19 protein-coding genes and 1 pseudogene are annotated in these 24,540 nt (G+C 73.6%); 8 read left to right on the top strand and 12 right to left on the bottom strand.

Annotated elements, in window-relative coordinates; all coding sequences use genetic code 11:
• Window positions 1-49 precede the first annotated feature (49 nt).
• The 3 genes from ACFYX3_RS07105 (at window position 50) to ACFYX3_RS07095 (ending at window position 2,501) form a co-directional block, all read left to right on the top strand.
• Window positions 50-1,261, top strand: coding sequence for a pyridoxal phosphate-dependent aminotransferase (locus tag ACFYX3_RS07105; protein ID WP_389009057.1), 1,212 nt, complete (start codon window positions 50-52; stop codon window positions 1,259-1,261).
• Between the two features lie 78 nt (window positions 1,262-1,339).
• Window positions 1,340-1,798: a hypothetical protein gene (locus tag ACFYX3_RS07100; protein ID WP_376584901.1), complete on the top strand. Its 459-nt coding sequence runs from the start codon at window positions 1,340-1,342 to the stop codon at window positions 1,796-1,798.
• Between the two features lie 13 nt (window positions 1,799-1,811).
• Entirely contained in the window at window positions 1,812-2,501 is a 690-nt protein-coding gene (locus tag ACFYX3_RS07095; protein WP_389009053.1) for a DUF2293 domain-containing protein, read from the top strand.
• A gap of 46 nt (window positions 2,502-2,547) precedes the next feature.
• Here the strand turns inward: ACFYX3_RS07095 and ACFYX3_RS07090 are convergent, their stop codons facing one another.
• The 3 genes from ACFYX3_RS07090 to ACFYX3_RS07080 form a co-directional block, all read right to left on the bottom strand.
• Window positions 2,548-3,354: a chaplin gene (locus ACFYX3_RS07090; RefSeq protein ID WP_389009050.1), complete on the bottom strand. Its 807-nt coding sequence runs from the start codon at window positions 3,352-3,354 to the stop codon at window positions 2,548-2,550.
• A 198-nt stretch (window positions 3,355-3,552) separates the two neighbouring features.
• On the bottom strand, window positions 3,553-4,833 hold the full coding sequence (locus ACFYX3_RS07085; protein WP_389009047.1) for an SWIM zinc finger family protein: 1,281 nt from the start codon (window positions 4,831-4,833) through the stop codon (window positions 3,553-3,555).
• Entirely contained in the window at window positions 4,830-7,724 is a 2,895-nt protein-coding gene (locus tag ACFYX3_RS07080; protein ID WP_389009044.1) for a DEAD/DEAH box helicase, read from the bottom strand. Before ACFYX3_RS07080 ends, ACFYX3_RS07085 begins: the two co-directional genes overlap by 4 nt.
• 170 nt (window positions 7,725-7,894) lie before the next feature.
• Here ACFYX3_RS07080 and ACFYX3_RS07075 point away from each other — a divergent pair, with 170 nt between their 5' ends.
• Together ACFYX3_RS07075 and ACFYX3_RS07070 are read left to right on the top strand one after the other, a co-directional pair.
• Entirely contained in the window at window positions 7,895-8,230 is a 336-nt protein-coding gene (locus ACFYX3_RS07075; RefSeq protein WP_389009041.1) for a hypothetical protein, read from the top strand.
• A 92-nt stretch (window positions 8,231-8,322) separates the two neighbouring features.
• The gene (locus ACFYX3_RS07070) at window positions 8,323-8,592 is read left to right on the top strand and encodes a DUF6343 family protein (RefSeq protein ID WP_389009038.1); all 270 of its coding nucleotides are present in this window, start codon (window positions 8,323-8,325) and stop codon (window positions 8,590-8,592) included.
• 12 nt (window positions 8,593-8,604) lie between these two features.
• Here ACFYX3_RS07070 and ACFYX3_RS07065 read toward each other — a convergent pair whose 3' ends face one another.
• The 4 genes from ACFYX3_RS07065 to rpsA form a co-directional block, all read right to left on the bottom strand.
• Window positions 8,605-8,973 (bottom strand): tetratricopeptide repeat protein, encoded by a 369-nt coding sequence (locus ACFYX3_RS07065; RefSeq protein WP_116165601.1) that lies wholly within the window; start codon window positions 8,971-8,973, stop codon window positions 8,605-8,607.
• A gap of 63 nt (window positions 8,974-9,036) precedes the next feature.
• Window positions 9,037-9,648, bottom strand: coding sequence for a dephospho-CoA kinase (coaE, locus tag ACFYX3_RS07060; RefSeq protein ID WP_389009034.1), 612 nt, complete (start codon window positions 9,646-9,648; stop codon window positions 9,037-9,039).
• 31 nt (window positions 9,649-9,679) lie between these two features.
• Window positions 9,680-10,618, bottom strand: coding sequence for a PAC2 family protein (locus ACFYX3_RS07055; RefSeq protein WP_116161567.1), 939 nt, complete (start codon window positions 10,616-10,618; stop codon window positions 9,680-9,682).
• Between the two features lie 166 nt (window positions 10,619-10,784).
• Window positions 10,785-12,296, bottom strand: coding sequence for a 30S ribosomal protein S1 (rpsA, locus tag ACFYX3_RS07050; protein WP_359509079.1), 1,512 nt, complete (start codon window positions 12,294-12,296; stop codon window positions 10,785-10,787).
• Window positions 12,297-12,642: 346 nt separating this feature from the next.
• On the opposite strand from rpsA, the gene ACFYX3_RS07045 reads away from it, so the two are divergent.
• Together ACFYX3_RS07045 and ACFYX3_RS07040 are read left to right on the top strand one after the other, a co-directional pair.
• Window positions 12,643-13,491, top strand: a complete 849-nt coding sequence (locus ACFYX3_RS07045; RefSeq protein WP_389009029.1) for a class I SAM-dependent methyltransferase — start codon at window positions 12,643-12,645, stop codon at window positions 13,489-13,491.
• Between the two features lie 72 nt (window positions 13,492-13,563).
• The gene (locus ACFYX3_RS07040) at window positions 13,564-16,212 is read left to right on the top strand and encodes an ATP-dependent RNA helicase (RefSeq protein WP_389009026.1); all 2,649 of its coding nucleotides are present in this window, start codon (window positions 13,564-13,566) and stop codon (window positions 16,210-16,212) included.
• Here the strand turns inward: ACFYX3_RS07040 and ACFYX3_RS07035 are convergent.
• The 3 genes from ACFYX3_RS07035 to ACFYX3_RS07025 all read right to left on the bottom strand — a co-directional run bounded on the left by ACFYX3_RS07035 (window position 16,196) and on the right by ACFYX3_RS07025 (window position 19,332).
• Window positions 16,196-17,191: a DUF3068 domain-containing protein gene (locus tag ACFYX3_RS07035; RefSeq protein WP_389009023.1), complete on the bottom strand. Its 996-nt coding sequence runs from the start codon at window positions 17,189-17,191 to the stop codon at window positions 16,196-16,198. The two genes, ACFYX3_RS07040 and ACFYX3_RS07035, sit on opposite strands and share 17 nt — an antisense overlap.
• Before the next feature lie 10 nt (window positions 17,192-17,201).
• Window positions 17,202-17,342, bottom strand: a complete 141-nt coding sequence (locus ACFYX3_RS07030) for an SPW_0924 family protein (RefSeq protein ID WP_116161564.1) — start codon at window positions 17,340-17,342, stop codon at window positions 17,202-17,204.
• A gap of 181 nt (window positions 17,343-17,523) precedes the next feature.
• On the bottom strand, window positions 17,524-19,332 hold the full coding sequence (locus ACFYX3_RS07025; RefSeq protein ID WP_389009020.1) for a lytic transglycosylase: 1,809 nt from the start codon (window positions 19,330-19,332) through the stop codon (window positions 17,524-17,526).
• Between the two features lie 242 nt (window positions 19,333-19,574).
• Between ACFYX3_RS07025 and ACFYX3_RS07020 the strand changes: the two genes are divergently transcribed.
• Window positions 19,575-20,471, top strand: a complete 897-nt coding sequence (locus ACFYX3_RS07020) for a DUF4184 family protein (RefSeq protein ID WP_389009017.1) — start codon at window positions 19,575-19,577, stop codon at window positions 20,469-20,471.
• Window positions 20,472-20,763: 292 nt separating this feature from the next.
• Here the strand turns inward: ACFYX3_RS07020 and ACFYX3_RS07015 are convergent.
• Together ACFYX3_RS07015 and polA are read right to left on the bottom strand one after the other, a co-directional pair.
• Window positions 20,764-21,087, bottom strand: a pseudogene (locus tag ACFYX3_RS07015) (serine hydrolase); the annotation flags it as partial.
• A 627-nt stretch (window positions 21,088-21,714) separates the two neighbouring features.
• Window positions 21,715-24,429 carry a DNA polymerase I gene (gene polA, locus ACFYX3_RS07010; RefSeq protein ID WP_389009014.1) on the bottom strand — a complete coding sequence of 905 codons (2,715 nt, stop codon included), beginning with the start codon at window positions 24,427-24,429 and terminating at the stop codon, window positions 21,715-21,717.
• Between the last annotated feature and the right edge of the window lie 111 nt (window positions 24,430-24,540).

Here is a 24,540-nt window from a genome sequence, read left to right as displayed (position 1 = left end):
GCTCGAACTTGGTAAAACCAAGCATCAACACTTCTGGGGAGGTCGGCACATGGAGTTCCGGCAGTCGAGCAAGCTGAGCGAGGTCTGCTACGAGATCCGCGGCCCGGTCATCGAGCAGGCCAACGCCCTGGAGGAGGCGGGCCACAGCGTCCTGCGCCTCAACACCGGCAACCCCGCGCTCTTCGGCTTCGAGGCGCCCGAGGAGATCGTCCAGGACATGATCCGGATGCTCCCCAAGGCCCACGGCTACACCGACTCCCGCGGCATCCTCTCCGCCCGCCGCGCCGTCGCCCAGCGCTACCAGTCGATGGGCCTGCCGGACGTCGACGTCGACGACATCTACCTCGGCAACGGCGTCTCCGAACTCATCTCGATGGCCACCCAGGCCCTCCTGGAAGACGGCGACGAGGTCCTGATCCCGGCCCCCGACTACCCGTTGTGGACCGCGGTCGTGACGCTCGCCGGCGGAAAGCCCGTGCACTACCTGTGCGACGAGTCGGCCGACTGGTACCCGGACCTCGACGACATGGCGTCGAAGATCACCGACCGGACCCGGGCCGTCGTCGTCATCAACCCCAACAACCCCACCGGCGCGGTCTATCCGAAGGAGATCGTCGAGGGCATCCTCGACCTCGCCCGCCGCCACAACCTCATGGTCTTCGCCGACGAGATCTACGACCAGATCGTCTACGACGAGGCCGTCCACTACCCGGCCGCCTCCCTCGCCCCCGACGTGGTCGTCCTCACCTTCGGCGGCCTCTCCAAGACCTACCGGGTCGCGGGCTTCCGCTCCGGCTGGCTGGTCGTCACCGGCCCCAAGCAGCACGCGAAGAACTACCTGGAGGGCCTCACGATGCTGGCCTCCATGCGGCTCTGCCCCAACGCTCCCGCCCAGTACGCCATCCAGGCCGCGCTCGGCGGCCGGCAGTCGATCCATGAGCTGTGCGCCCCGGGCGGCAGGCTGCGCGAGCAGCGCGACCGGGCCTGGGAGAAGCTCAACGAGATCCCCGGCGTCTCCTGCGTGAAGCCGAAGGGCGCGCTCTACGCCTTCCCGCGCCTCGACCCCGCCGTGCACAGGATCCACGACGACGAGAAGTTCGTCCTCGACCTGCTGCTCCGGGAGAAGATCCAGGTCGTCCAGGGCACCGGCTTCAACTGGCCGCGGCCGGACCACTTCCGCATCCTGACCCTGCCGTACGCCGACGACCTCGACGCCGCCGTCAGCCGCATCGGCCGCTTCCTGAGCGGCTACCGGCAGTGACGTCCGGCCCCCTGTGCTGTCATGATCTACGGGTCTGAAGGCCTCTGACGGCTGAGGGAAACGGGAGGGCGGCCGGTCATGGATGCGGCGCTGATAGCCGTGGCGGGAACGCTGCTGGGCGTGGTCTTCACGCACTGGTTCCAGGCGCGGGCCACCGAGCGCACGGCCGCGCTCGCCCGCGGCGAACAGCTCCGTCAGGAGCGGATCGAGACGTACAGCGCCTTCGCGGGCGCGGTCGTCGACTACCGGCACAGCCAGAACGACCGCTGGTTCCGGGCCCGTTCGCATCCGGGCTCGGAGGAGGCGGAGGAGTCCCGCCACGCCTCCTACCGGCAGCGCACCGCCGCCCGACAGGCCCTCTTCCGCGTCCAGTTGGTCTGCGACGACCCGGAGATCCGGCGCCTCGCCGAGACGGCCTTCGTGGAGTCCCACTGCATGCACGAGGCCGTCGACGAGGCGGACCGCGCCCTCCGCTCCGAGCAGGCCAAGGAGGCGCTCGCCGTGTTCATCGCCGCCGCCGCGCCCGGCGTCCGCTGAGCGGGGACCCGCCGTGGACCTCGTCGCGCCCGTCGTCGTCGAGCCGCTCCGGCGCCGCCGCTGCTCGGAATGCCACCGGGGGCCGCTGGAACGGATGATCGTCGAGTTCAACGCGCCGGTCTGTCTGGACTGCGCCGACCTCGGACATCTGGTCTTCCTCCGCCGGGGCGACACGGCGCTCACCCGCCGCGCCCGGGAGTCCAGCACGCTCTGGGCCGTGGTCGTACGGCACAACCGGCGCCGTACGCGGTACGAGCGTCAGGGCCTGCTCGTCGAGGAGGCCGCCCTCGCCGAGGCGGAACGGGCCTGCCTGGCGGACGCCGACGCGCGGGCCGCGCGACGGGCCCGGGACGCGGTGCGGCGGGCGGCCCTCGACGCCGAGATCACCACGGTCCTCCTGGCGGAGATCCTGCGGCTCTTCCCGTCCTGCCCGGTGGACCGGGCCACGGAGATCGCCGTCCACGCCTCGGCGAAGGGCAGCGGACGGGTGGGGCGCACGGCCGCGGGCCGCTCGCTCGACCGCGGCGCGGTCACCGCCGCGGTACGAGCCTCCGTACGGCATGTCGACACGCCGTACGACTCCCTGCTGATGCAGGGGATCCCCCGGCACCAGGCCCGGACGAGGATCGCGCCCGCCATCGAGGCGGTGCTCCGGACCTGGCGCCAGGACGTCGGGGCCTCCGGCGGCCGGGAACGCGGCTGACGGCTCGGGCGTCGGCCCACGTCGACCGGCCGCCGGGGCCCGGTCCTCAGGCCTGGTCGCCGGTGCGGCGTCCACGGCGGTACAGCACGGCGCCGCCGAGGAGCAGTGCGGCGCTCGCGGCACCGGTGTAGCCCATGGCGGCCGAACCCGTGCTGGCCAGCGAGGCCGTGCCCGCCTCGCCCTGCGGCGCGGGGGCCGGGGCGGCGGGGGTCACGGTCTCGGCCTGCGGCACCGGCACGTTCCGCACGGGGGTCTGCGGGCGCGGCGTCGGCGTCTCGATCGGCTGCTGGGGCTTGGCCGGGCCGTTCACCGAGGTGTTGCCGAAGACCGGGTTGAGGATGCCCACCACGTTGACCGAGTTCCCGCTGACGTTCGCGGGGAGGTCGACGGGCAGCTGGAGGCCGTTCCCGGAGAGCACGCCGGGGGATCCTCCGGCGTGGGTCTCGGCGGTGGCCCCGCCGCCGTTGGAGGAGCCGCCGTGCGAGGAGCCGCCGTGGGAGCCGCTCTGGGAGCCGCCGGCCTGCTCGCCGCCGCGCGGGGTGGCGGGCTGGTCCTTGTGGGAGCGGACGCCGCCGCTCTCGTCCCCGTAGCCCCCGGTCTCGCGCTCGGCGGAGCGGTTGGCGCAGCTGTTGCCGAAGGCCGGGTTGAGCAGCCCGACGACGCTGACCGTGTTGCCGCAGGCGTTGACCGGCACGTGCACCGGCAGCTGAATCGTGTTGCCGGAACCGACTCCCGGCGAACCGACCGCGGCGCCCTGGGCGCCGGCGTCGGCGTGCGCGGCGCCCGCCGAGAGGGCGAGCGCGCCGCCCGTGACCAACAGTGTGGCCAGACCACTTCGGCGAATCTGCCTCATGGCTTCCTGCCTTCCGGAGGTGTACACGGGCAAGTGCCCGTACCGGAATCAACGCGACAAACGTGCGTGCCGGATCCGGCCGTTGACGGGTTTCACCCCATCGAGTGGGAATCCGTTCGAGTGCCGGGTCAACCCCGGTCGACGCCCGCCGGCGCCTCTCGACTCCGTTCCTCGCACTTCCTCGCTCTCCAACGCCCTTCAGCGGCCCAGGAGATCGGTGAGGGCGCCCACCGGGTCCGGGTCCGGGGCGCCGCGCGGCCACCAGTCCTCGCGGCCGGCGTCCGACTCGTACCCGTACCAGAGGCCGTCCCGGCCGAGCCGGAGCTGGAGGGACTCCCCCGAGAGCCGGTTGCGCCAGGGCCGGAAGGCGGGGAAGTCGGCGGCGAGCAGCGCGGGTCTGGCCCGGTCGAACGGACCGGCCGGCGGGTCCCAGGGCTCCTCGAGGACGGAGAGGCCCGCGGCGCCGCCCTGGCGCCAGGCGGCGACGGCGCGGGCGAGGTCCGTGGAGGTGCGGTCCAGGGCGTACGCCAGGTCGCGGTAGAGCGCGCGCGACGAGGCGGTGAGTCCGGAGCCGGGGTGCGCGGCGGCCAGCCGGACCGCGTCCTGCCAGGGGGTGAGGGCGGCGACCGGGTCGTGGCCCGTGGCGAGGAAGACGTGGGCGCGGGCGGCCGCTTCGGTGGCGAGGAGGTCGAGGGCGAGCGGATCAGGGGCGTCGGGGTCCGGCGGGAAGACCGCCGGGCGGCCGGGCCGGTCCGGGACGGGCAGCTCGGGCGGCAGCGGCGGGAGCCCGGGCCCGGTGGCCGCGTCGAGCGCGGTGCGCGCGGGGACCGTGGGCATCGGCGGGGCGGCCGCACCCGTCTCGGCGGCGGCCTGGGCGGCGTTGCGCCGGGTCAGCTCGGCGAGGAGCTCCTGCTCGCCGCGGCCGCGCATCAGGAAGAGGACGAACGGGTCCTCGTCGAGAAGGCGGGCGGCCTGGTAGCAGAGGGCGGCGGCGTGCTTGCAGGGGTAACCGTCGTCCGGGCAGGAGCAGTCGGGGACGAGGTCGCCCGGTGCGGGCAGCAGTCCGGTGACCGCCTCCAGGGCGTGCGGCACGTCCTTGTCGAGGAGGGCGGCGATGTGCTCGGGGCGGGCGGCGGCCTCGTCGAGGAACCGCTCCCAGCCGTCGTCGCCGAGGGTCCGCATCCTGATCTCGGTGCGGTACGGGCGGGGCCGGGTGCCGTGGACGTAGGCGACGACCCGGCCGGGGGTGACCGTGATCGCGTCGACGTGGCCGCGCCCCGCGTACGCCTTGCCGCGCGCGAGCCGGGCCGGGTCGAGGGCGGTGTTCTCCAGGGCCGTGACCCAGGCGTTCCCCCACCAGGTGGCGGCGAACCGGCCGTCGGGGGCCGAGCGCGGAGCGAGCTGCGGGAAGGTGCGGCGGCGGTCGTCGTGGCGGGGGGCGGCGCCCCGAGCGCCCCGCGCGCCCCTGGCGTGGTTCACGAGGGCCTCCTGAGGGACACCAGGTCGGCGAGCTCCCGGTCGGTGAGTTCGGTGAGGGCGGCCTCGCCGGAGCCGAGGACGGCGTCGGCCAGGGCCCGTTTGGCGCGGAGCATCTCGGCGATGCGGTCCTCGACGGTGCCCTCGGCGACGAGCCGGTGGACCTGCACCGGCTGGGTCTGCCCGATGCGGTAGGCCCGGTCGGTGGCCTGCTCCTCGACGGCCGGGTTCCACCAGCGGTCGTAGTGCACGACATGGCCGGCCCGGGTGAGGTTGAGGCCTGTGCCGGCGGCCTTCAGGGAGAGCAGGAAGACGGGGACCTCTCCGGCCTGGAAGCGGTCGACCATCCGCTCCCGCTCGGCCACCGGGGTGCCGCCGTGCAGGAGTTGGGCGGGGATGCCGCGCGCGGCCAGGTGGTCGGCGAGGAGCCGCGCCATCGACACGTACTGGGTGAAGACGAGCACCGACCCGTCCTCCGCGAGGATCGTGTCGAGGAGCTCGTCGAGCAGGGCGAGCTTCCCGGAGCGGCCGGCGAGCCGGGCGGTGCCGCTGCCGCGCGGGGCCTGCTCCTTGAGGTACTGCGCGGGGTGGTTGCAGATCTGCTTGAGGGAGGTGAGCAGGCTCATGACGAGGCCGCGGCGGGCCATGCCCTCGGCTCCCTCGATCCGCGTCATGGTCTCGCGGACGACCGCCTCGTAGAGCGAGGCCTGCTCCCGGGTGAGGGCGACGGGATGGTCGGACTCCGTCTTCGGCGGGAGCTCGGGGACGATGCCGGGGTCGGACTTGCGGCGGCGCAGAAGGAAGGGCCGCACGAGCCGGGCGAGCCGCTCGACGGCCTCCTCGTGCTCGATCTCCTCGTGGTTCTCCACGGCCCGCGCGTGCCGGGAGCGGAAGGCCTTGAGCGGGCCGAGGAGCCCGGGGGTGGTCCAGTCGAGGAGCGCCCAGAGCTCGGAGAGGTTGTTCTCCACGGGGGTGCCGGTGAGGGCGACCCTGGCGGGCGCGGGGATCTCGCGGAGCGCCTTAGCGGTCGCGGAGAACGGGTTCTTGACGTGCTGCGCCTCGTCGGCGACGACCATCCCCCACTCCCGCTCGGCCAGCCGGGCGGCGCTGGTGCGCAGGGTGCCGTAGGTGGTGAGGACGAAGCCGCCCTCGGTGCCGTCGAGGTCCCGGTCCGTGCCGTGGAAGCGCCGGACGGGCACATCGGGGGCGAACCTCCGTACTTCCCGCTGCCAGTTGCCGAGGAGGGAGGCCGGACAGACGACGAGGGTGGGGGCACGGCGGGCGCGGCGCAGGTGGAGGGCGATGAGGGTGACGGTCTTGCCGAGTCCCATGTCGTCGGCGAGGCAGCCGCCGAGGCCGAGGGAGGTCATCAGGTCCAGCCAGGCGAGGCCGCGGAGCTGGTAGTCGCGCAGGGTGGCGGTGAGGCCGGGCGGGGCCTGCACGTCCTCGGGGCCGGCAAGGAGCCGGTCGCGGAGCGCGGCGAGGGCCCCGACGGGGACGGCGGGGACGGACTCGCCGTCCACCTCGGCGGTGCCGGTGAGCGCGGCGGCGAGGGCGTCGACCGGTTCGAGCAGGCCGAGTTCGCGCTTGCGGGCCTTGCGGACGAGCGCGGGGTCGACGACGACCCACTGGTCGCGGAGGCGCACGATCGGCCGGTGGGCCTCGGCCAGGAGGTCCATCTCGCGCTCGGTGAGCGGATCGCCGTCGAGGGCCAGCTGCCAGTTGAACCGCAGGAGCTCCTCGCTGTCGAAGAAGGAGGTGCCGTCGGTGGCGGAGCCGGGCGCGGCGTGGGCGGGGCGGACGACGGCGGAGGCGCTGAGCGAGCGGGCGAGTTCGCGCGGCCAGTGGAGGGCGACGCCGGCGTCGGCGAGCCGGGCCGCGGCCGGGCCGAGCAGTTCGTACAGCTCGTCCTCGGTGACGGCGAGGACGTCGGGCACGTCCCGCTCCAGGAGCCGGGAGAGCGGGGGCCAGACGCGGGCGGCCCGGCGCAGGGCGAGCACGGCGTCGATCCGGGCGCGGGGCCCGAAGTGCTCGCCGTCCCCCGCCCACAGGTCCGCGGCGTCGATGACGAGGGTGGGGTCGGCGAGGCTGTGGATCTGGAGGAGCGCGGCGGCGGCGTGCCGCTCCCCGCCCTCCCCCGCACTGCTCATGGCGTCCGGGGTGTCCGTGCTGTCGAAGAGTTCGTACGGCGAGAGGTCGAGGCGGAGCGAGACCCGCACCCCGGCGTCCATCCCGGCCGCCGCCTCGGCGGCCCAGGCACGCGCCCGGGGCAGGTGCTGCGGGGCGCGCGCCGCGAACGGCGCCCCGACCGCGTGGGCGGCGGCCGGGGTGCGGGGCAGGACGTCGGCGACGGCGTCGAGGAAGGCCCGCACGAGGGCCTCGGGCTCGGGCAGCCGCAGCGGACCGCGCCCCGGCACCGGCACCGCGTACCCCTCGTACGGCAGGGCGGCGGCGACGGCCCGCAGATGGGCGATGTCCTCGGCGTCCAGGGGTCCGGCGCGCCAGGCGTCCAGGTCGTCGGCGGTCAGCCCCGGCAGCATCCGCCCGCGCGCGGCCAGGTGCAGGGCGTGGAGGGCGGCGGCGCCCCAGCCGGCGGTGGCGGGGTGCGCGGCCGGGTGGTGACGGGCCGCGACGAGGTGCGGCAGGGCGGCCTCGACGGGCAGGGTCACGGCGGGCACGGAGCGGCCCCGGGCGCCGCTGCCGTGCCGCCGGGCCACGGTCAGCTCGATCCGCTCGGCACCGCTCGTCTCCAGGACACCGCTCGTCTCCAGGGCTCCGCTCGCCTCAGGGTCCGGGAGCGCGCCGCCGTCGGGGGCCCAGAAGGCGACCCGGCCTTCGCGGGGAAGGGCGGCCGGCAGGAAGACGGCGGCGTTGGTCGTCCAGGTGTGTGCCACGGCTCCGCTCTCCTTCCGCTGTCCGTCGTCTCCCGACCGGACCTCCGACCTTACGGGTGGGGTCTGACAACGGGCTCCGGGCGGTTCCCCCGGACGGCCCAGCACAGGATGCCGACGGCCGCAGGGGGCGGCATGGTGGCCTGAAACGACACGACAGAAGAGGATCCGCCATGTCCGTTCGCCGGCGTCTCACGACCGCCACCGGGGCCGTGCTGCTCACCGTCGCCGTCGCCGGCTGCTCGGGCCTCGGCCGCACCGCCGTGGGTACGATCAGGTCCGAGACGCAGCGCGAGTTCGTGGTGACCGTGACGAGCCCCTTGGTGCAGGGCTGCCATCGCCTGGCCCCGTCGGGCGTGACCAAGGTCCACAACAACTCCCTGAACGACATCATGATGTACCGGACCCGCGACTGTAAGGGCGGGAACTCCACCTACGTGGCAACCAACTCCGCGAACTGGATCGCCCCGGACACCCTGCCCTGGCGCAGCTACAGCATCGTCCACTGAGCCGCCCGTACCTCCTGGCAGCCGTTCCGTTTCCCCCACCCCGGGTACATGCTGGAAGTGACCTCGGGAGTCCGAGGGGAGATGCGACCGTCATGCGTACCGGGAACGAGCCGGTGAACGCGCGGAGCGCTCTGCGCCTGCGGTTCTGGCTGAGCATGTGGGGGCTGCTCTGGGCGGCCTTCGGCACGACCGTGTTCGCCCTGCTGGAGCGCCCCGGCTGGGCGGCTGCCTGCGGGGTGCTGCTCCTGGTGGTCACGGTCGACCTCGCGGTGGTGGTGCACCACCTCCACCAGGGCCCGCACTGGCAGCCGGGCCGGAACGTCCCGCCGTACGAACCCGATCACGGCGGCCCGCGGCATTGACGCCCCGCCCGCTCAGTTCCGGGTGTCGAAGCCCGCCGCCTGGAGGTACTCCGGCTTCGGGTCGAGCGCCGCGGCGAGGCGGAAGTGGCGCGTGGCCTGGGCGGTCTTCCCGGCGCGCTCGAAGGTGCGGGCCAGCGCGAAGTGCGCGAAGGCGTTGTCCGGCTCGCGCTCCAGGACCAGCTCGAACTCCAGCTGCGCCGGACGGAGCTGGGCCGCCGCGAAGAACGCGCGGGCGCGCAGCAGGCGCGCGGCCGTGTTCTCGGGGTGGGCGGCGATCACCGAGTCCAGCAGCTTCACGGCCCCGCGAGGGTCCCGCGCGGCCAGCAGGTGCTCGGCGGCGCGGAAGTCGATGACGTGCGTTTCCGGGTTGCTGTCGGCCACGATGGCATCCTTCCCCTCGATCCGGTGGTTGAACACCGGATCGAGGGGACCGCATTCCGCCGCTTATTCCCCGGCGGCGGCCTTCGCGCGGCGCTCCAGGTCCTCCCAGACCTTCCGCACCTGGGGTTCGAGCGCTTCGAGCGGCCCGTCGTTGTCGATCACGAGGTCGGCGACGGCCAGCCGCTGCGCGCGCGTGGCCTGGGCCGCCATCCGGGCCTCGGCCTCGGGCGCGGCCATGCCGCGGAGCCGTACGAGCCGGTCGAGCTGGGTCTCCGGGGCCGCGTCCACGACCACGACGAGGTCGTACAGCGGCGCGAGCCCGTTCTCGGTGAGCAGGGGTACGTCGTGGACGACGACGTCGCCGGCGCCCGCGCGGCTCTCCAGCTCCGCCGACCGGGCCCCGACCAGCGGATGCACGATGGCGTTGAGGGTGGCCAGGCGGTCGGCGTCGGCGAACACGATGGAGCCGAGCTTGGGCCGGTCGAGCGTCCCCTCCTCGGTGAGGACGCCGTCCCCGAAGGCCGCGACGACGGCCGCGAGGCCCGGGGTCCCGGGCTCGACGACCTCGCGCGCGATCCGGTCCGCGTCGATCAGCACGGCTCCGTACGAGACGAGCAGCCGCGACACTTCGCTCTTGCCGGCGCCGATCCCGCCGGTCAGGCCCACCTTCAGCATGAGCGGCAGCTTAGGGCCTGGCCCGGCGGGGCTAGGAGTCGCCCTCCCGCTCCGCGAGGAAGCGCTCGAACTCACGGCCCAGCTCGTCGGCCGACGGCAGGTCGACCGGCTCGGCGACCAGGCTGCCGCGCGTCTCGGCGCCGGCCGCCGCGTCGTACTGGTGCTCAAGGCCCTGCACGAGTGCGACCAGCTCCTCGTCGCCCTCGCCGATCTGGCGGTCGATCTCGGTCTGGGTGCGGCGGGCCTCGGTCCGCAGGGAGTGGGCGACGCCCGGGAGGACGAGGCCGGTGGCCGCGGTGACGGCCTCCAGGGCGGTCAGGGCCGCGTCCGGGTACGGGGACCGGGCCACGTAGTGCGGGACATGGGCGGCGACGCCGAGGGTGTCGTGGCCGGCCTCGGTGAGCCGGTACTCGACGAGGGACTCGGCGCTGCCGGGGACCTGGGCCTCGTCGAAGGGGCTGCGGTGGCCCGGCATGAGGTCGGTGCGGCTGCCGTGCGGGGTGAGGCCGACCGGGCGGGTGTGCGGCACGCCCATGGGGATGCCGTGGAAGTTGACGGCCAGGCGCACCCCGAGGCGCTCGACGATCTGCCGGACGGCGACGGCGAAGCGCTCCCACTCCACGTCCGGCTCCGGGCCGGAGAGGACGAGGAAGGGCGCCCCGGTGGCGTCCTGCACGAGGCGGACCTCGATGGACGGCGTCTCGTACGCGGTCCAGCGGTCGCGCCGGAAGGTCAGCAGGGGGCGGCGGGCGCGGTAGTCCACGAGCCGGTCGTGGTCGAAGCGGGCCACCAGCTGGTGCGGGAGGGTGTCGAGCAGCCCGTCGATGATCTGCTCACCGGTCTCGCCCGCGTCGATGTAGCCGTCGAAGTGGTACAGCATGACCAGCCCGGCCGACTCCTGCGCCAGGGCGAGGTCGACGACGGCCACGCCCTTCGCGTCCCATTCGTACAAATCCTGGGGATCAAGCACGATTACCGCTCCTCCTCGTGTTCTCTCTGGAAACGCCGGGCGCGGCACGGCCATTCCCGGGTCGCGCGATCTTCCGGGGAACGAACGCGGAAACGACCGAGGCCCGCTCCCCCGAAGGGGAGCGGGCCTCGATTCGCTAGCGGCTAGCGCTCAGCGGAGAGCCTGTTCAGCTCTGGCCGCCGGCCAGCTTCTCGCGCAGGGCGGCGAGGGCCTCGTCCGACGCCAGGGCGCCGGAGTTGTCGTCCGACTCCGAGGAGTACGAACCGCCCGAGATGCCCGCACCGGCGTTGCCGGCGGCCGGGGCGGCAGCGCCCTCGGCAGCGGCGGCCTCGTCGGCCTCGCGGGACTTGATGACCTGAGCCTGGTGCTGCTCGAAGCGAGCCTGCGCCTCGGCGTACTGGGTCTCCCAGGCCTCGCGCTGAGCCTCGTAGCCCTCGAGCCAGTCGTTGGTCTCGGGGTCGAAGCCCTCGGGGTAGATGTAGTTGCCCTGGTCGTCGTAGGACGCGGCCATGCCGTACAGGGTCGGGTCGAACTCGACCGAGGCCGGGTCGGCACCGAAGGACTCGTTGGCCTGCTTCAGCGAGAGGCTGATGCGACGACGCTCGAGGTCGATGTCGATGACCTTGACGAAGATCTCGTCGTTGACCTGGACGACCTGCTCCGGGATCTCCACGTGGCGCTCGGCCAGCTCGGAGATGTGGACCAGGCCCTCGATGCCCTCGTCCACGCGGACGAACGCACCGAACGGAACCAGCTTGGTGACCTTACCCGGGACGACCTGGCCGATCTGGTGGGTCCGGGCGAACTGCTGCCACGGGTCCTCCTGCGTCGCCTTCAGCGACAGGGAGACACGCTCGCGGTCCATGTCGACGTCGAGAACCTCGACGGTGACCTCCTGGCCGACCTCGACAACCTCGGACGGGTGGTCGATGTGCTTCCAGGACAGCTCGGAGACGTGCACGAGGCCGTCGACGCCACCCAGGTCCACGAAGGCACCGAAGTTGACGATCGAGGACACGACGCCGGAGCGGACCTGACCCTTCTGGAGGGTCGTGAGGAAGGTCTGGCGAACCTCGGACTGGGTCTGCTCGAGCCAGGCGCGGCGGGACAGGACCACGTTGTTGCGGTTCTTGTCCAGCTCGATGATCTTCGCCTCGAGCTCCTTGCCCACGTAGGGCTGGAGGTCGCGGACGCGACGCATCTCGACCAGGGAGGCCGGGAGGAAGCCGCGGAGGCCGATGTCGAGGATGAGACCACCCTTGACGACCTCGATGACGGTACCGGTGACGATGCCGTCCTCTTCCTTGATCTTCTCGATGGTGCCCCAGGCGCGCTCGTACTGGGCACGCTTCTTCGAGAGGATCAGGCGGCCTTCCTTGTCCTCCTTCTGGAGGACCAGGGCCTCGATCTCGTCGCCGACCTTGACGACCTCGTTCGGGTCGACGTCGTGCTTGATCGAGAGCTCGCGGCTCGGGATGACACCTTCGGTCTTGTAACCGATGTCGAGCAGGACCTCGTCCCGGTCGACCTTCACGATGACGCCGTCGACGATGTCGCCGTCGTTGAAGTACTTGATCGTCTCGTCGATCGCGGCGAGGAAGGCTTCCTCGTTACCGATGTCGTTGACCGCAACCTGCGGGGTGGTGCTGGTGGCGGTGGTCTCGGTGCTGCTCGTCATGTGGGAAAGGGCTCCGGTTACGGACAGAAAGTCGTAGGTACTGCTACGCCGAGAGCCCGTATCGCACCAAGAAGCCGGACAGCCAATGAAGCGCCCTTCCGCGAACGGGAGGGAACCTCGAGAACCGAGGGGACATACAACAGGTACGAGCGCGGCCTGCTCCGTCTGAGGCGCGCAGGCCCGCAGCGCAACCTTTAGCATACGGGGGCGGCCGGACAGGGTCAATGCGCGAAGCGCGCACCCGGGGCAGGTCTGAGCAATTCCGGCACCAGTCATGCCTCTTGCGCCACCACGGCGGGGGTCCGCCGCACGCCGGCACTGAGCGCAAACTACATCGGCGGGCGAGATGAACCAAGAGTACGGACACGAAGACGCGGTCGACGGGGACGACGACGGGGCCGAGGCGACCCGGCGTGACGCGGGGGACGCGGAGAGCAGCCGGGCGAGCCGCGGCTGGTGGGACCGGAACGCCGACGAGTACCAGAGCGAGCACGGCTCCTTCCTGGGCGACGACCGGTTCGTGTGGGGTCCCGAGGGCCTCGACGAGGCGGAGGCCGGGCTCCTCGGACCGGCCGCCTCGCTGAAGGGCCTCGACGTCCTGGAGATCGGCGCGGGCGCGGCACAGTGCTCGCGGTGGCTGGCGGCCCAGGGGGCGCGGCCGGTGGCCCTCGACCTCTCGCACCGGCAGCTCCAGCACGCGCTCCGGATCGGCGGGGAGGTGCCGCTGGTGGAGGCGGACGCGGGGGCCCTGCCCTTCCGGGACGGCTCCTTCGACCTGGCGTGCTCGGCGTACGGGGCGGTGCCGTTCGTCGCCGACCCGGTGCGGGTCTTCCTCGAGGTGCGCCGGGTGCTGCGGCCGGGCGGCCGCTGGGTGTTCTCGGTGACGCACCCGATCCGCTGGGCGTTCCCGGACGAGCCGGGTCCCGAGGGCCTCTCGGTCGCCGCCTCCTACTTCGACCGCACGCCGTACGTCGAGCAGGACGAGCAGGGGCGGGCGGTGTACGTGGAGCACCACCGGACCATCGGGGACCGGGTGCGGGACGTGGTGGCCGGCGGCTTCCGGCTCGTGGACCTGATCGAGCCGGAGTGGCCGGCCTGGAACGGCCAGGAGTGGGGCGGCTGGTCCCCGCTGCGGGGGAACCTGATCCCGGGGACGGCGATCTTCGTCTGCGAGCGGGACGACCAGTCCCCCTGATCAGTCCTACTAATGAAGGGCCCTGTGGATGACGGGGCTCTTCTTTTTTCTCGCGCGTACGAGACTGAGTGCGTGATCCGAAACGACGCTCTCGACCGTCTCCCCGTCCGCCATGCCGTCCCCGAGCTGCTCGCCGCGCTCGCGGAGCGCGGCACGGCGGTGCTGTCCGCTCCTCCCGGCACCGGCAAGACGACGCTGGTGCCGCTGGCTCTGGCGGGGCTCATAGGGGACGGGCCGGCGCGGCGGGTGATGGTGGCCGAGCCGCGGAGGATGGCGGTGCGGGCGGCGGCCCGGCGGATGGCCTGGCTGCTCGGCGAGGAGGCAGGTGGCACGGTCGGCTTCTCGGTGCGCGGTGAGCGGCGGACCGGTGCCGCGACGCGGGTCGAGGTGGTGACCACGGGCATCCTGCTCCAGCGGCTCCAGCGCGATCCGGAGCTGGCGGGCGTGGACGTGGTGCTGCTCGACGAGTGCCACGAGCGGCATCTCGACGCCGACACGGCCATGGCCTTCCTGGTGGACGTCCGGGCGGCGCTGCGGCCGGAGCTGAAACTGATCGCGGCCTCCGCGACGAGCGACGCCGAGGCGTGGGCGGAGCTGCTCACGGTCCTGGACGGCGGCGGGCCCGCGCCGATCGTGCGGAGCAAGGGCGAGGGCCATGGGTACGCGGTGAGGTTCGCCGCGCCGCCGGCCGGGATCAGGCCCGCGCACGGCACCTGGGTGGACCCGGCCCTGCTGCGGCACGTGGCGTCGACGGTCCGGCTCGCGCTGGAGCGGCACCGGGGCGACGTCCTCTGTTTCCTGCCGGGGACGGGGGAGATCGCGCGGACGGCGGGGCTGCTCGACGGCGTGGACGCGGAGGTGCTCCAGCTGCACGGTCGGGCTCCCGCCGCCGTGCAGGACGCGGTGCTGCGGGGTGCGGGGCCGGACGGGCGGAGGCGGGTGGTGCTGTCGACGTCGGTGGCGGAGTCGAGCCTGACGGTTCCGGGGGTGCGGATCGTGGTGGACTCGGGGCTCGCCCGGGAGCCCCGCACGGACCATGCGCGGGGTCTCGGCTCCCTCGCGACGGTGCCGGTGTCGACCGCGGCGGCGACCCAGCGGGCGGGGCGCTCGGGCCGCGAGGAGCCCGGCGTGGTCTACCGCTGCTGGTCCGAGGCGGAGGACGGCAGCCGGGCGCGGTTCCCCTCGCCGGAGATCAGGATCGCCGACCTGGCGGACTTCGCGCTGCGGGCCGCCTGCTGGGGCGACCCGGCGGCGGAGGGGCTCGCGCTGCTCGACCCGCCGCCTGCGGGGGCGATGGCGGCGGCGCGCGCGGTGCTCGGGTCGATCGGTGCGGTGGACGGGGACGGCCGGGCCACGGAGCGGGGGGTACGGATGTCCCGGCTCGGGCTGCACCCCCGGCTGGGGCGCGCGCTCCTGGACGGTGCGCCCGAGGTCGGGGTGCGTCGGGCGGCGGAGGTGGTGGCCCTGCTCAGCGAGGAGCCGCCGCGCGACTACGGCGACGACCTGGCGGCGGCCTGGCGCACGGCCCGCCAGGGCACCGACGGATACGGCGCCCGCTGGAGGACGGAGGCACGGCGCCTGGAGCGGTCGGCGGGGGAGGTGGCGGGCGCGGGCGGGACGGCGGGTACCGGGGGCCGGGCCGGGGCTGGGTCCGAGGCCGGCGCCGGCGCCGGGGCCGCGGCCGGGGCCGCGGCTGGGGCCGGGGCCGGGAGCGGGGCCGGGAGCGGGCCCGTGGGCGGCGACGATGCCGTGGCCGGCCTTGTGACCGCGCTGGCGTTTCCCGAGCGGGTGGCCAGGGCTCGGGAGCAGGGTGGATATCTGATGGTGTCGGGGAGCGGGGCGCGGTTGGCCGAGGGGTCGCGGCTGCGGTCCAGTCCGTGGCTCGCCGTGGCGGTGGCGGACCGTACCGCGCGGGACGCCACGGCGCGGGTGCGGCTCGCGGCCGTGGTGGACGAGGCCATGGCGCGGCGGGCGGCGGGGCATCTGCGGAGCACCGGCGAGGAGGTGCGCTGGGAGGACGGGGACGTGGCCGCGCGGTCCGTGGACCGGCTGGGGGCGGTCGAGCTGACGGTCCGCCCGCTGGGCGCGGGGGCCGAGCCGGCTCTCGTGCGGGAGGCACTTCTCGACGGCCTGCGGCGCGAGGGGCTCGGGCTGCTGCGGTGGCGCAAGGAGGCCGGGGAGCTGCGCGAGCGGCTCGCCTTCCTCCATCGGGAGCTGGGCGGGCTCTGGCCGGACGTGTCGGAGGGGACGCTGGTCGACCGGGCCGAGGAGTGGCTGGAGCCGGAGCTGTCCCGGGCGTCGCGCCGGGCCGATCTGGGGCGGATCGACGCCGGGGAGGCGCTGCGGCGGCTGCTGCCGTGGGCGTCGGGCGAGGCGGTGCGCCTCGACGAGCTGGCGCCGGAGCGGATCGAGGTTCCGAGCGGTTCGCGGATACGGGTCGAGTACGGGGGTGAGCGGCCGGTGCTCGCGGTGAAGCTCCAGGAGATGTTCGGGCTGGCCGAGACGCCCCGGGTGGCCGGGGTCCCGGTGCTCGTCCACCTCCTCTCCCCCGCCGGCCGGCCGGCCGCGGTGACGGCCGACCTGGCGTCGTTCTGGCGGGAGGGCTACCGCGCGGTGCGGGCGGAGCTGCGGGGGCGGTACCCGAAGCACCCGTGGCCGGAGGATCCGTCGGCCGCGGTGCCGACCCGGCACACCAGCGCGCGGCTCAGAGGGGAGCGCTGACCGGGGTCGGGGCCGGGGCGGCGGGCGGCTCGGGCTCGGGGCGCCGCGAGCGGGCCTCCAGCCAGAGGGAGAGGGCGAGGAGGGCCAGTGCCAGGAAGGTGAGGGTCCACGGGACGTAGGAGACGAGCATGAGGACCATCAGGCGGTTGGAGGAGACCATCGCGCCGACGCTCTCGAGGTAGTCCTCGCGCATCTTCACGTGCCCCGCGAAGACGGTGAGGGTGTCCTGCCCCATCAGCTTCTTGGCGTTGCGGAGCTCCTCCTTGTGGATCTCCTCGCCGTTGACGGGGGCCCCGGTGACCGGCTCGATCCAGAACATCCGCTTGGTCGTGTACCAGCGGGTGAGGCCGGAGTCGGCGAGGATCTTCGGGGTGATGCCCTTGACCGGCATGGCCTTGGGCATGGGGACCTTGGTCCAGGGGATGGTCTGCTCGAAGTAGTAGACCTCCATGCCGCGGAAGGTGCGGGTGCCCTTGTAGTGGATGGGGGCGGCGGTGCGGGTCTGGGCGTCGAAGTACTGGTAGTCGCGCTTCTCGGTCAGGAAGGGGAACTTGAACTCGATGCCCTCGCGCCGGACCGGGTCGTCGTCGACCGATTCGCCGGTGGCGTGGACGGGGTCCTGGGTGTGGGCGTCGAAGACGTACCGCTCCGGGACCTTGGAGACCATCTTGCCGTCGGGCCCGGTGACGTAGGCGAGGGCGTCCCAGACGACGACGTCGCGGCCGGCGTCGCGTTCGATGCGCCGCGACTCCTCCACGTTGCCCTTGAGGGTCTGGATGATCGTGATCTTGTCGACCTTCTCGGCCTTGAGCGTGGAGTAGTCGAGGAGGGTCGCGGGCCGCGCCTCCAGGACGGTCTCCTGGTACTGGTTGGCCGGGATCTTCGCCAGGCGCGGGAAGGCGTACCAGCGCAGGGTCGGGGCCATCGCGGCGCAGAAGACGGCGAGGGCGAGCAGGACGAGGCTGGCTCGGCGGCGCACGGTCGGCCTCCTACTTCTTGACGCCGGGATCGGCGGTCAGGAGGGGCTTGGGCGAGGTGGGGCCTTCCGGCGGCAGATCGACCACGGAGAGGAGCAGGACGAAGAGGAGGACTGGGGCGAGTCCGATGGCGGCGGCGACGAGGGCGCGCATGGTCGGCCTCCCGGGTGCGATCTGATAGGTCGTCAGGGCGGGGGCACCGTAGCAACGCGGCCGCGAGATGAGAACACGTTGCACCCGGGTAACGCGAAGCGCCGTCCCCCCGCCCGGTGCGGACGGGGGGACGGCGCGGTGGCTCGCGGCGCGGAGGGGCGGGGCCCGGAGGCCCTGACCGTCAGGCCGAGGGGGAGGTGCTGGGCGAGGGGGTGGCCTCGGGCGTGCCGCTGCCGGAGGGCGTCGGCTCCGGGGTCGGCTGCGGGTCCGTCGTCGCGGGCGCGGTGACCGTCAGGTCGATGAAGGTCGTTCCGCCGCCCGGCGCGGTCAGCTGGAGGTAGTACGTGCCCGCCTCGGCACCCGCGAGGAGGTCGCCGGAGGCGAAGGTGAGCAGTCCGTTCGCCCCGGTCTTCAGGGTGACGGTACGGACCGTGGTGCCGTCCGCGGTCTTGAAGGACGGGCCCTCGGTGCTCTCCTTGGGGTCCGTCTTCGAGGTGACGATCACCGCGGTGACGGTCACGCCGGGGGCGAGGGCGCCCTTGTCGGTGGCCTTCACCTGGATCTCCTGGGCGAAGGAGGTGCCGGTCGCGGCCGTCAGCGGGTCGCCGGCGACCCGCGCGAGGGTGTCCGCCGTGCGCGCCGTGACGGTCGCGGCGAACTTGGCCGCGTCCAGGGTGCGGCCCACGACGGTGGCCTTCACGGTGAAGGAGCCCGTCTTCTCGCCGGCCCGGAGGACGGGCGAGGTGGCGAGGCCGGTCGAGCCGGTGGTGACGGTGGCGGTGGTCCCGCCGCCGGCGAAGCGGGTGTCGGTGGTGCCGAAGATCTCGAAGCGGACGCTCACGCCGGAGACCGGCTTGCCCGAGGCGTCGAGCGCCGCGACCCTCGGGGATCCGGCGAAGGCGTTGCCGGTGGTCGCGGTCAGCTCCTCGTTGGCCACGATCGCGAGCCGTGCGACCTGGGCCGCCGGCGGGAGGGTGGGCGGCGTCACCGGCGGGGTGACCGGGGGCTTGTCGGGGACGGTCGGCGGCTTGGGCGTGACGGGGCGGTTCTCCGAGGGCTTCGGCTTCGGCGCGACCGGGGTCGGCGACGGAGTCGTGGGGGCCGTCGGGAGCGGGGTGGCCGGGTGGAGGCCGTTGCCCCTGTTGCCGCCGTCGCTGCGCGAGCCCGGCAGCACGCCCGTGCCGTCCGGGACCTGGTGGGTGCCGCGCTGGTAGAAGGCGACCCAGGACATGACCGTGTTCAGATACTCCCTGGAGTGGTTGTAGCTGAGGATCGCCTGGTCGAGGTCGGCCTGGAGCGCGAGGTTGCGGTCGTTCGCGCAGAGGTAGAGGCCGGCGGCCTGCGCCGCGTCGTAGATGTTGTTCGGGTCCTTCTTCCCGTCGCTGTTGGCGTCCTGGCCCCAGGTGGCCCAGGTGGACGGGATGAACTGCATCGGGCCGACGGCCCGGTCGTGGACCTTGTCGCCGTCGAAGGCGCCGCCGTCGGTGTCGGTGATCCTGGCGAAGCCGACGCCGTCGAGCACGGGGCCGAGGATCGGCGGGGACGCGGTGCCGTTGGCGTCGACCCGGCCGCCGCGCGCCTGCCCGGACTCCACCTTGCCGATGCCGGCGAGCACCTGCCACGGCAGGTTGCAGCCGGGGTCGGTCGAGCGTATCGACAGCTCGGCGCGCTTGTAGGCGGCGTAGACGGACGCGGGTATGCCGGCCTCGGCGGGGCCGGTGATCACCGGCAGATTGGTGCTCGCCCCGGGCTTGTTGGGCGTGTTCAGCGGCGGCAGGTCCGTGTAGTACGGGGAATTGCCCGTCACCGAGCCGTCCGGGGACGGCGAGGCCGAGTCACCGGCGCCGACGGCCTGGTCCCCGCCGCTGTTGTCCGCGGCCGGAGTGGTCGCCTCCGGTGCCTGTGAGGCGGCGAGCGCCGCGACCGCCGCGGCCACCACCGCACCACTGGTGGCTCCCCTGCGCAGTCGGCGGCCGATGTGCGCTGCCATATCCGTCGTCCCCTCCCCATCGACGCGGTCCCACGCTCCCCGCGCGAGACCTCAGGCGACCCTATGCCAACTCCGGACCACCGGACACCGGCCCCTGACCGTGTTTCACGGTTTCGTCACCTCTTGGCCGCCTGCCGACCAGGCGAGTCGGGGAACCGACCGGAGCGTCCCGGCCCTCTTGCACTCCGGTCGGCCACGCACTCCGGCCCGCCGTCACCACCCGAGCCCTGGGGGAACTCCCGTTGCCGTTCACGCTGAGCCACGCCGCCGCCGTGCTGCCCGCCCTGCGCCGCGACGGGACCGCGCGCGGACCTCTGGTCGCGTCCGCACTCGTCGCCGGGTCCTTCTCGCCCGACATGACCTACTTCGCCGCGACCGCGTTCCCGGGGGCGATGGTCTTCGGGGACGTCACCCACTCCCCCGTCGGGATCGTCACGGCCGACGTCCTGATCACCGCCGCGCTCGTGGCCCTCTGGCTGACGGTGCGCGAACCGCTCGTCGCACTGCTGCCCGCCCGGTGGCGCGGCCGGGTGTACGGGCTCGTCCGGGGCCGCCCGTGGCGGGAGCGGCACCCGGCCGCGCTCGCCGGATGGTTCTGCCTCTCGTCGATGATCGGCGCCACGACCCATGTGGTGTGGGACTCCTTCACCCACCTCGACCGCTGGGGCACCCGCGCGATCCCTCTCCTCGGCGAGATCGTCGCCGGGTTCCCGGTCTATCTCTACGCGCAGTACGGGGGTTCGGCGCTGGCCCTCGGCCTCCTCGGCTGGTGCACGGCGCGGGCGCTGCGCTCCGGTGCCCCGGAGGCGGAACTGCCGTCCGGGGCCGTGATGCCCGGCCGGCGCGGCCGGCTCCTCGCCGCCGTGCTGATCGGCGGCTGCGTCCTCGCGGGGGTCGCCCACCGAGTGCTGCGCTGGGCCGCGTACTGGGGCTGGAACCGGATCGAGACGCCCCTCGACGTCATCCCGACGGCCTGCTTCGGCGCCGGCGCGGGGCTCGCCGTCGGGCTCGTGCTGTACGGGACGGGGGTGCGGCTCCTCCGATCGTCGCGGGCCCGGACGGCTCCGGCCGCGCCGGTCCACCGGGAGCCCCCGGATCCGGCGCCCCGGCGGGAACGCTCCCGTCCGGGATCTCGGTGATCTTCTCCGGCGGGGTGTAGCCACGGGCGGCCGCGCCGCCGGAGAGCCTGCGGTGCACGACGAGGGCGACGCTCTCCAGGGTGCGGACGCCGTACTTCATGGTGGGGTTGTCGTGGCTGAGGAGGGCGATCCGGTAGTCGACGGCGGGGTCTTCCGTGCCGGTGTCTGCGCCTGTGTACGCGCTCGTGTCTGCGCTCGTGTCCGTGGCGGGGTCCGTGGTCCTGCTGGGGTCCGTGGTGGTGTTCGTGCCCGTTTCCGGCGTGGGGGCCGCCACCGGACGCACGATGCCGATGCTGTGCACGCGCCACGCGTGGGTCGCCCGGGACAACCAGCCGTTCTTGAGGTGGACCTTGACCGTGCGCGGTGCGCCCGCGGTGACGCCCCAGGCCTGCGAGTGGACGACCTGACCCATCAGGGACAGCGCCTCGGTGCGCCGTGACACCGCGGCGAGGAGGGCGAGTTGGTCGCGTGCGGTGGTGCGGGTGAGGCCCCAGTAGTTGCCGCGACCGAGAACGGTGTCCTGCGCTCCGGCCTCCCGCAGCACCCTGTTCAGCCGGGCGCGGGACAGGCCCTGCCACAGTGCGGTGGCGGCCTTGTTGTCCGAGCGGGTGATCATCGCCTTCAGCCGACGCGCCTCGAGGCGCGTCGGCGCCCGGCCGAGCTCCTCCGCGCGTCCGAGGACGGCCTGCATGATCAGGACCTTGGCGATGCTCGCGGAGTCGTACGCCAGGGTGTCGGCCAGCCGGCAGCGCAGTCCGCGCCCGGGGTCGTGGATCGCCAGGGAGACCGTTCCCTCGCGGCCCTTCAGCGCCGTCGCGATGTCCTGGGACAGGCGGGCGGCGAGAGCCGGCTCGCGGGACGAGGTGCAGAGGGCGGGCGCCGGGTGTGCCTCGGCGGGCCAGGGCCAGGCGGTGCCGGAGGCGCCGAGCAGGGCGGTGAGGAGGGCCCAGGCGGGGAGGGCCGAGCGGCGGCGCGGGATCATGCTCCCCAGTTTCGGGAGCGGGGGCGCGGGGGCGCGCCTTGACTGGTCCGAGTGGCGCACAGTCCGCCGCCTGGTGCGGGACCCGCACCGCGAGGGCATCGTCCTCGGGGTGCGGGTCCGGGCGCGGAACGCGGAGGCGCCGCTGGGGGCGCCGCCCCGTGTGCCCACCCTCCCCGAGCTCTCGGCTTCGCTCGAGCAGGGGGACCCCCATCGCCCAGCGGGACGATTGCCCACACGGCGGGTGGGCACCGCCCACAACGGTCAGTGCGCCGCCGAGTCCCAGTTCGGGCCCACGCCTACCGAGACGTCCAGGGGGGCTCGGAGGTCGGCGGCGGCTGACATCTGTTCGCGGACCAGGGACTCGACCTGTTCGCGCTCGCCGGGGGCGAGTTCGAGGACGATTTCGTCGTGGACCTGGAGGAGCATCCGGGAGGCGAGGCCCGCGTCGGTGAGGGCGCGGTCCACGTTCAGCATGGCGACCTTGACGATGTCGGCGGCCGTGCCCTGGATGGGGGCGTTGAGCGCCATCCGCTCCGCGGCCTCGCGGCGCTGGCGGTTGTCGCTGTTGAGGTCCGGGAGGTAGCGGCGGCGGCCGAGCATCGTCTCGGTGTACCCGGTGGCACGGGCCTCGTCGACGACGCGGCGCAGGTAGTCCCGTACCCCGCCGAAGCGCTCGAAGTAGGTGTCCATCAGGCCCCGCGCCTCGCCCGGGTCGATGTTCAGCTGCTGGGAGAGGCCGAACGCCGACAGGCCGTAGGCCAGGCCGTACGACATGGCCTTGATCTTGCGGCGCATCTCGGCGTCGACGGCGGACCGCTCGACGCCGAAGACCTGGGAGGCGACGGTGGTGTGCAGGTCCTCGCCGGAGGTGAAGGCCTCGATGAGGCCCTCGTCCTCGGAGAGGTGGGCCATGACGCGGAGCTCGATCTGGCTGTAGTCGGCGGTCATGAGGGCCTCGAAGCCCTCTCCGACGACGAAGCCGTGCCGGATGGCGCGGCCCTCGTCCGTCCGGACCGGCACGTTCTGCAGGTTCGGGTCGGTGGAGGAGAGGCGGCCGGTCGCGGCGACGGTCTGGCTGAAGGTGGTGTGGATGCGGCCGTCCGCGGCGACGGTCTTGATCAGGCCCTCGACCGTCGAGCGCAGGCGGGCCTGCTCGCGGTGGCGGAGCATGATCACCGGGAGCTCGTGCTCGGTCTGTCCGGCCAGCCAGGCGAGCGCGTCGGCGTCCGTCGTGTACCCGGTCTTGGTCTTCTTCGTCTTCGGCAGGTTCAGCTCGCCGAAGAAGACCTCCTGGAGCTGCTTGGGCGAGCCGAGGTTGAACTCGTGACCGACGGAGGCGTGGGCCTCCTTCACGGCCTGCTGCACCGCGCCGGCGAACTGCTGCTCCATGGCCTCCAGGTGGTCGCGGTCGGCGGCGATGCCGTGCCGCTCCAGGCGGGCGAGGAGGACGGAGGTGGGGAGCTCGACCTCGTGGAGGAGCTCGCGGGCGCCGACCTCGGCGAGCCGCTCGTCGAAGGCCCCGCCGAGGTCGAGGACGGCCCGCGCCTGGCTCATGAGGGCCTCGGCCTCGGCGGTGTCGTCGGCGCCGAAGGCGAGCTGGCCGTCGGTGGCGGCCGCCGCCGGGGCGAGCTCGCGGCCGAGGTACTCGACGGTGAGGGCGTCGAGGGCGAAGGAGCGCCGGCCGGGCTTGACCAGGTAGGCGGCGAGGGCGGTGTCCATGGTGACGCCCGCGATGCTCCAGCCGTGCTCGGGGAAGACCCGCATGGCGCCCTTGGCGTTGTGCATGACCTTCGGCCGCTCGGGGTCGGAGATCCACGCGGCCCAGGCCTGCTCGTCGGCCTCGTCGAGCGCGCTGGGGTCGAACCAGGCGGCCGCTCCGCCGGCGGCGGCGAGGGCGACCTCGCCGACGTTCCCCGTGCCGAGGGTCCAGCTGTCGACGGTGGCGATGCCGAGGGGCTCGCCGGCGTGCTCGGCGAGCCAGGGGGCGAGCTCGCCGGCGCCGAGGACGGTGAAGTCGAGCTCGACGCCCGCGGCGGGGGCCGGGGCGGCCTCCTCGGCGCTGCCCGGGTCGACGGCGAGGAGCCGCTCGCGGAGCGAGGGGTTGCGGATCTCCAGGGTGTCGAGGACGAGGGCGACGGCCGCGCGGTCGTACGGCTCGCGGGCGAGGTCGGTGACGGTCTTCGGCAGCTCGACGTCCCGGACCATCTCGGTCAGGCGGCGGTTGAGCTTGACCGACTCCAGGTGGTCGCGGAAGTTCTGCCCGGCCTTGCCCTTGACCTCCTCGGCGCGCTCGACGAGCTCGGCGAAGGAGCCGAACTGGTTGATCCACTTGGCGGCGGTCTTCTCGCCGACGCCGGGGATGCCCGGGAGGTTGTCGGACGGGTCGCCGCGCAGGGCGGCGAAGTCGGGGTACTGCGAGGGGCTCAGGCCGTACTTCTCCTGGACCTTCTCCGGGGTGAAGCGGGTGAGCTCCGAGACGCCCTTGGTCGGGTAGAGCACGGTGGTGTGGTCGGTGACGAGCTGGAAGGAGTCCCGGTCGCCGGTGACGATGAGCACCTCGAAGCCCTCGGCCTCGGCCTGGGTGGCGAGGGTCGCGATGACGTCGTCGGCCTCGAAGCCGTCGACGGCGAAGCGCGGCGCGTGCATCGCGTCGAGGAGCTCGCCGATCAGCTCGACCTGCCCCTTGAACTCGTCGGGGGTCTTCGAGCGGTTCGCCTTGTACTCCGGGAACTCCTCGGACCGCCAGGTCTTCCGGGACACGTCGAACGCGACCGCGAAGTGGGTGGGTGCCTCGTCGCGGAGCGTGTTCGCCAGCATCGACGCGAAGCCGTAGATCGCGTTCGTCGGCTGCCCGGTCGCGGTGGTGAAGTTCTCCGCGGGCAGCGCGAAGAACGCCCGGTACGCGAGCGAGTGCCCGTCCATGAGGAGCAGGCGGGGGCGGGTGTCTGCGGGGTTCTTCGATGCTGTCTCGGCCACACGACGATCCTGCCACGGCCCGCTGACAATCCCGTCCACACCGGCCGGGGTGCCGGGTTGTCGGTGCCGCGTGACAGGATCGGAGACGTACGCCAGAGGATTACCGCTCAA

It is taken from the genome of Streptomyces sp. NPDC002463 (assembly GCF_042889835.1).
Classification (GTDB): Bacteria; Actinomycetota; Actinomycetes; order Streptomycetales; family Streptomycetaceae; genus Streptomyces; species Streptomyces nymphaeiformis.
This window is presented reverse-complemented; position numbering and strand designations above follow the sequence as displayed.

Excerpts from the sequence above, each read along its gene's own strand:
- ACFYX3_RS07105 (WP_389009057.1), top strand. The coding sequence starts at position 50 with ATGGAGTTCCGGCAGTCGAGCAAGCTGAGCGAGGTCTGCTACGAGATC.
- ACFYX3_RS07100 (WP_376584901.1), top strand. The coding sequence starts at position 1,340 with ATGGATGCGGCGCTGATAGCCGTGGCGGGAACGCTGCTGGGCGTGGTC.
- ACFYX3_RS07090 (WP_389009050.1), bottom strand. The coding sequence starts at position 3,354 with ATGAGGCAGATTCGCCGAAGTGGTCTGGCCACACTGTTGGTCACGGGC.
- ACFYX3_RS07075 (WP_389009041.1), top strand. The coding sequence starts at position 7,895 with ATGTCCGTTCGCCGGCGTCTCACGACCGCCACCGGGGCCGTGCTGCTC.
- ACFYX3_RS07070 (WP_389009038.1), top strand. The coding sequence starts at position 8,323 with ATGCGTACCGGGAACGAGCCGGTGAACGCGCGGAGCGCTCTGCGCCTG.
- coaE (WP_389009034.1), bottom strand. The coding sequence starts at position 9,648 with ATGCTGAAGGTGGGCCTGACCGGCGGGATCGGCGCCGGCAAGAGCGAA.
- rpsA (WP_359509079.1), bottom strand. The coding sequence starts at position 12,296 with ATGACGAGCAGCACCGAGACCACCGCCACCAGCACCACCCCGCAGGTT.
- ACFYX3_RS07045 (WP_389009029.1), top strand. The coding sequence starts at position 12,643 with ATGAACCAAGAGTACGGACACGAAGACGCGGTCGACGGGGACGACGAC.
- ACFYX3_RS07030 (WP_116161564.1), bottom strand. The coding sequence starts at position 17,342 with ATGCGCGCCCTCGTCGCCGCCGCCATCGGACTCGCCCCAGTCCTCCTC.
- ACFYX3_RS07025 (WP_389009020.1), bottom strand. The coding sequence starts at position 19,332 with ATGGCAGCGCACATCGGCCGCCGACTGCGCAGGGGAGCCACCAGTGGT.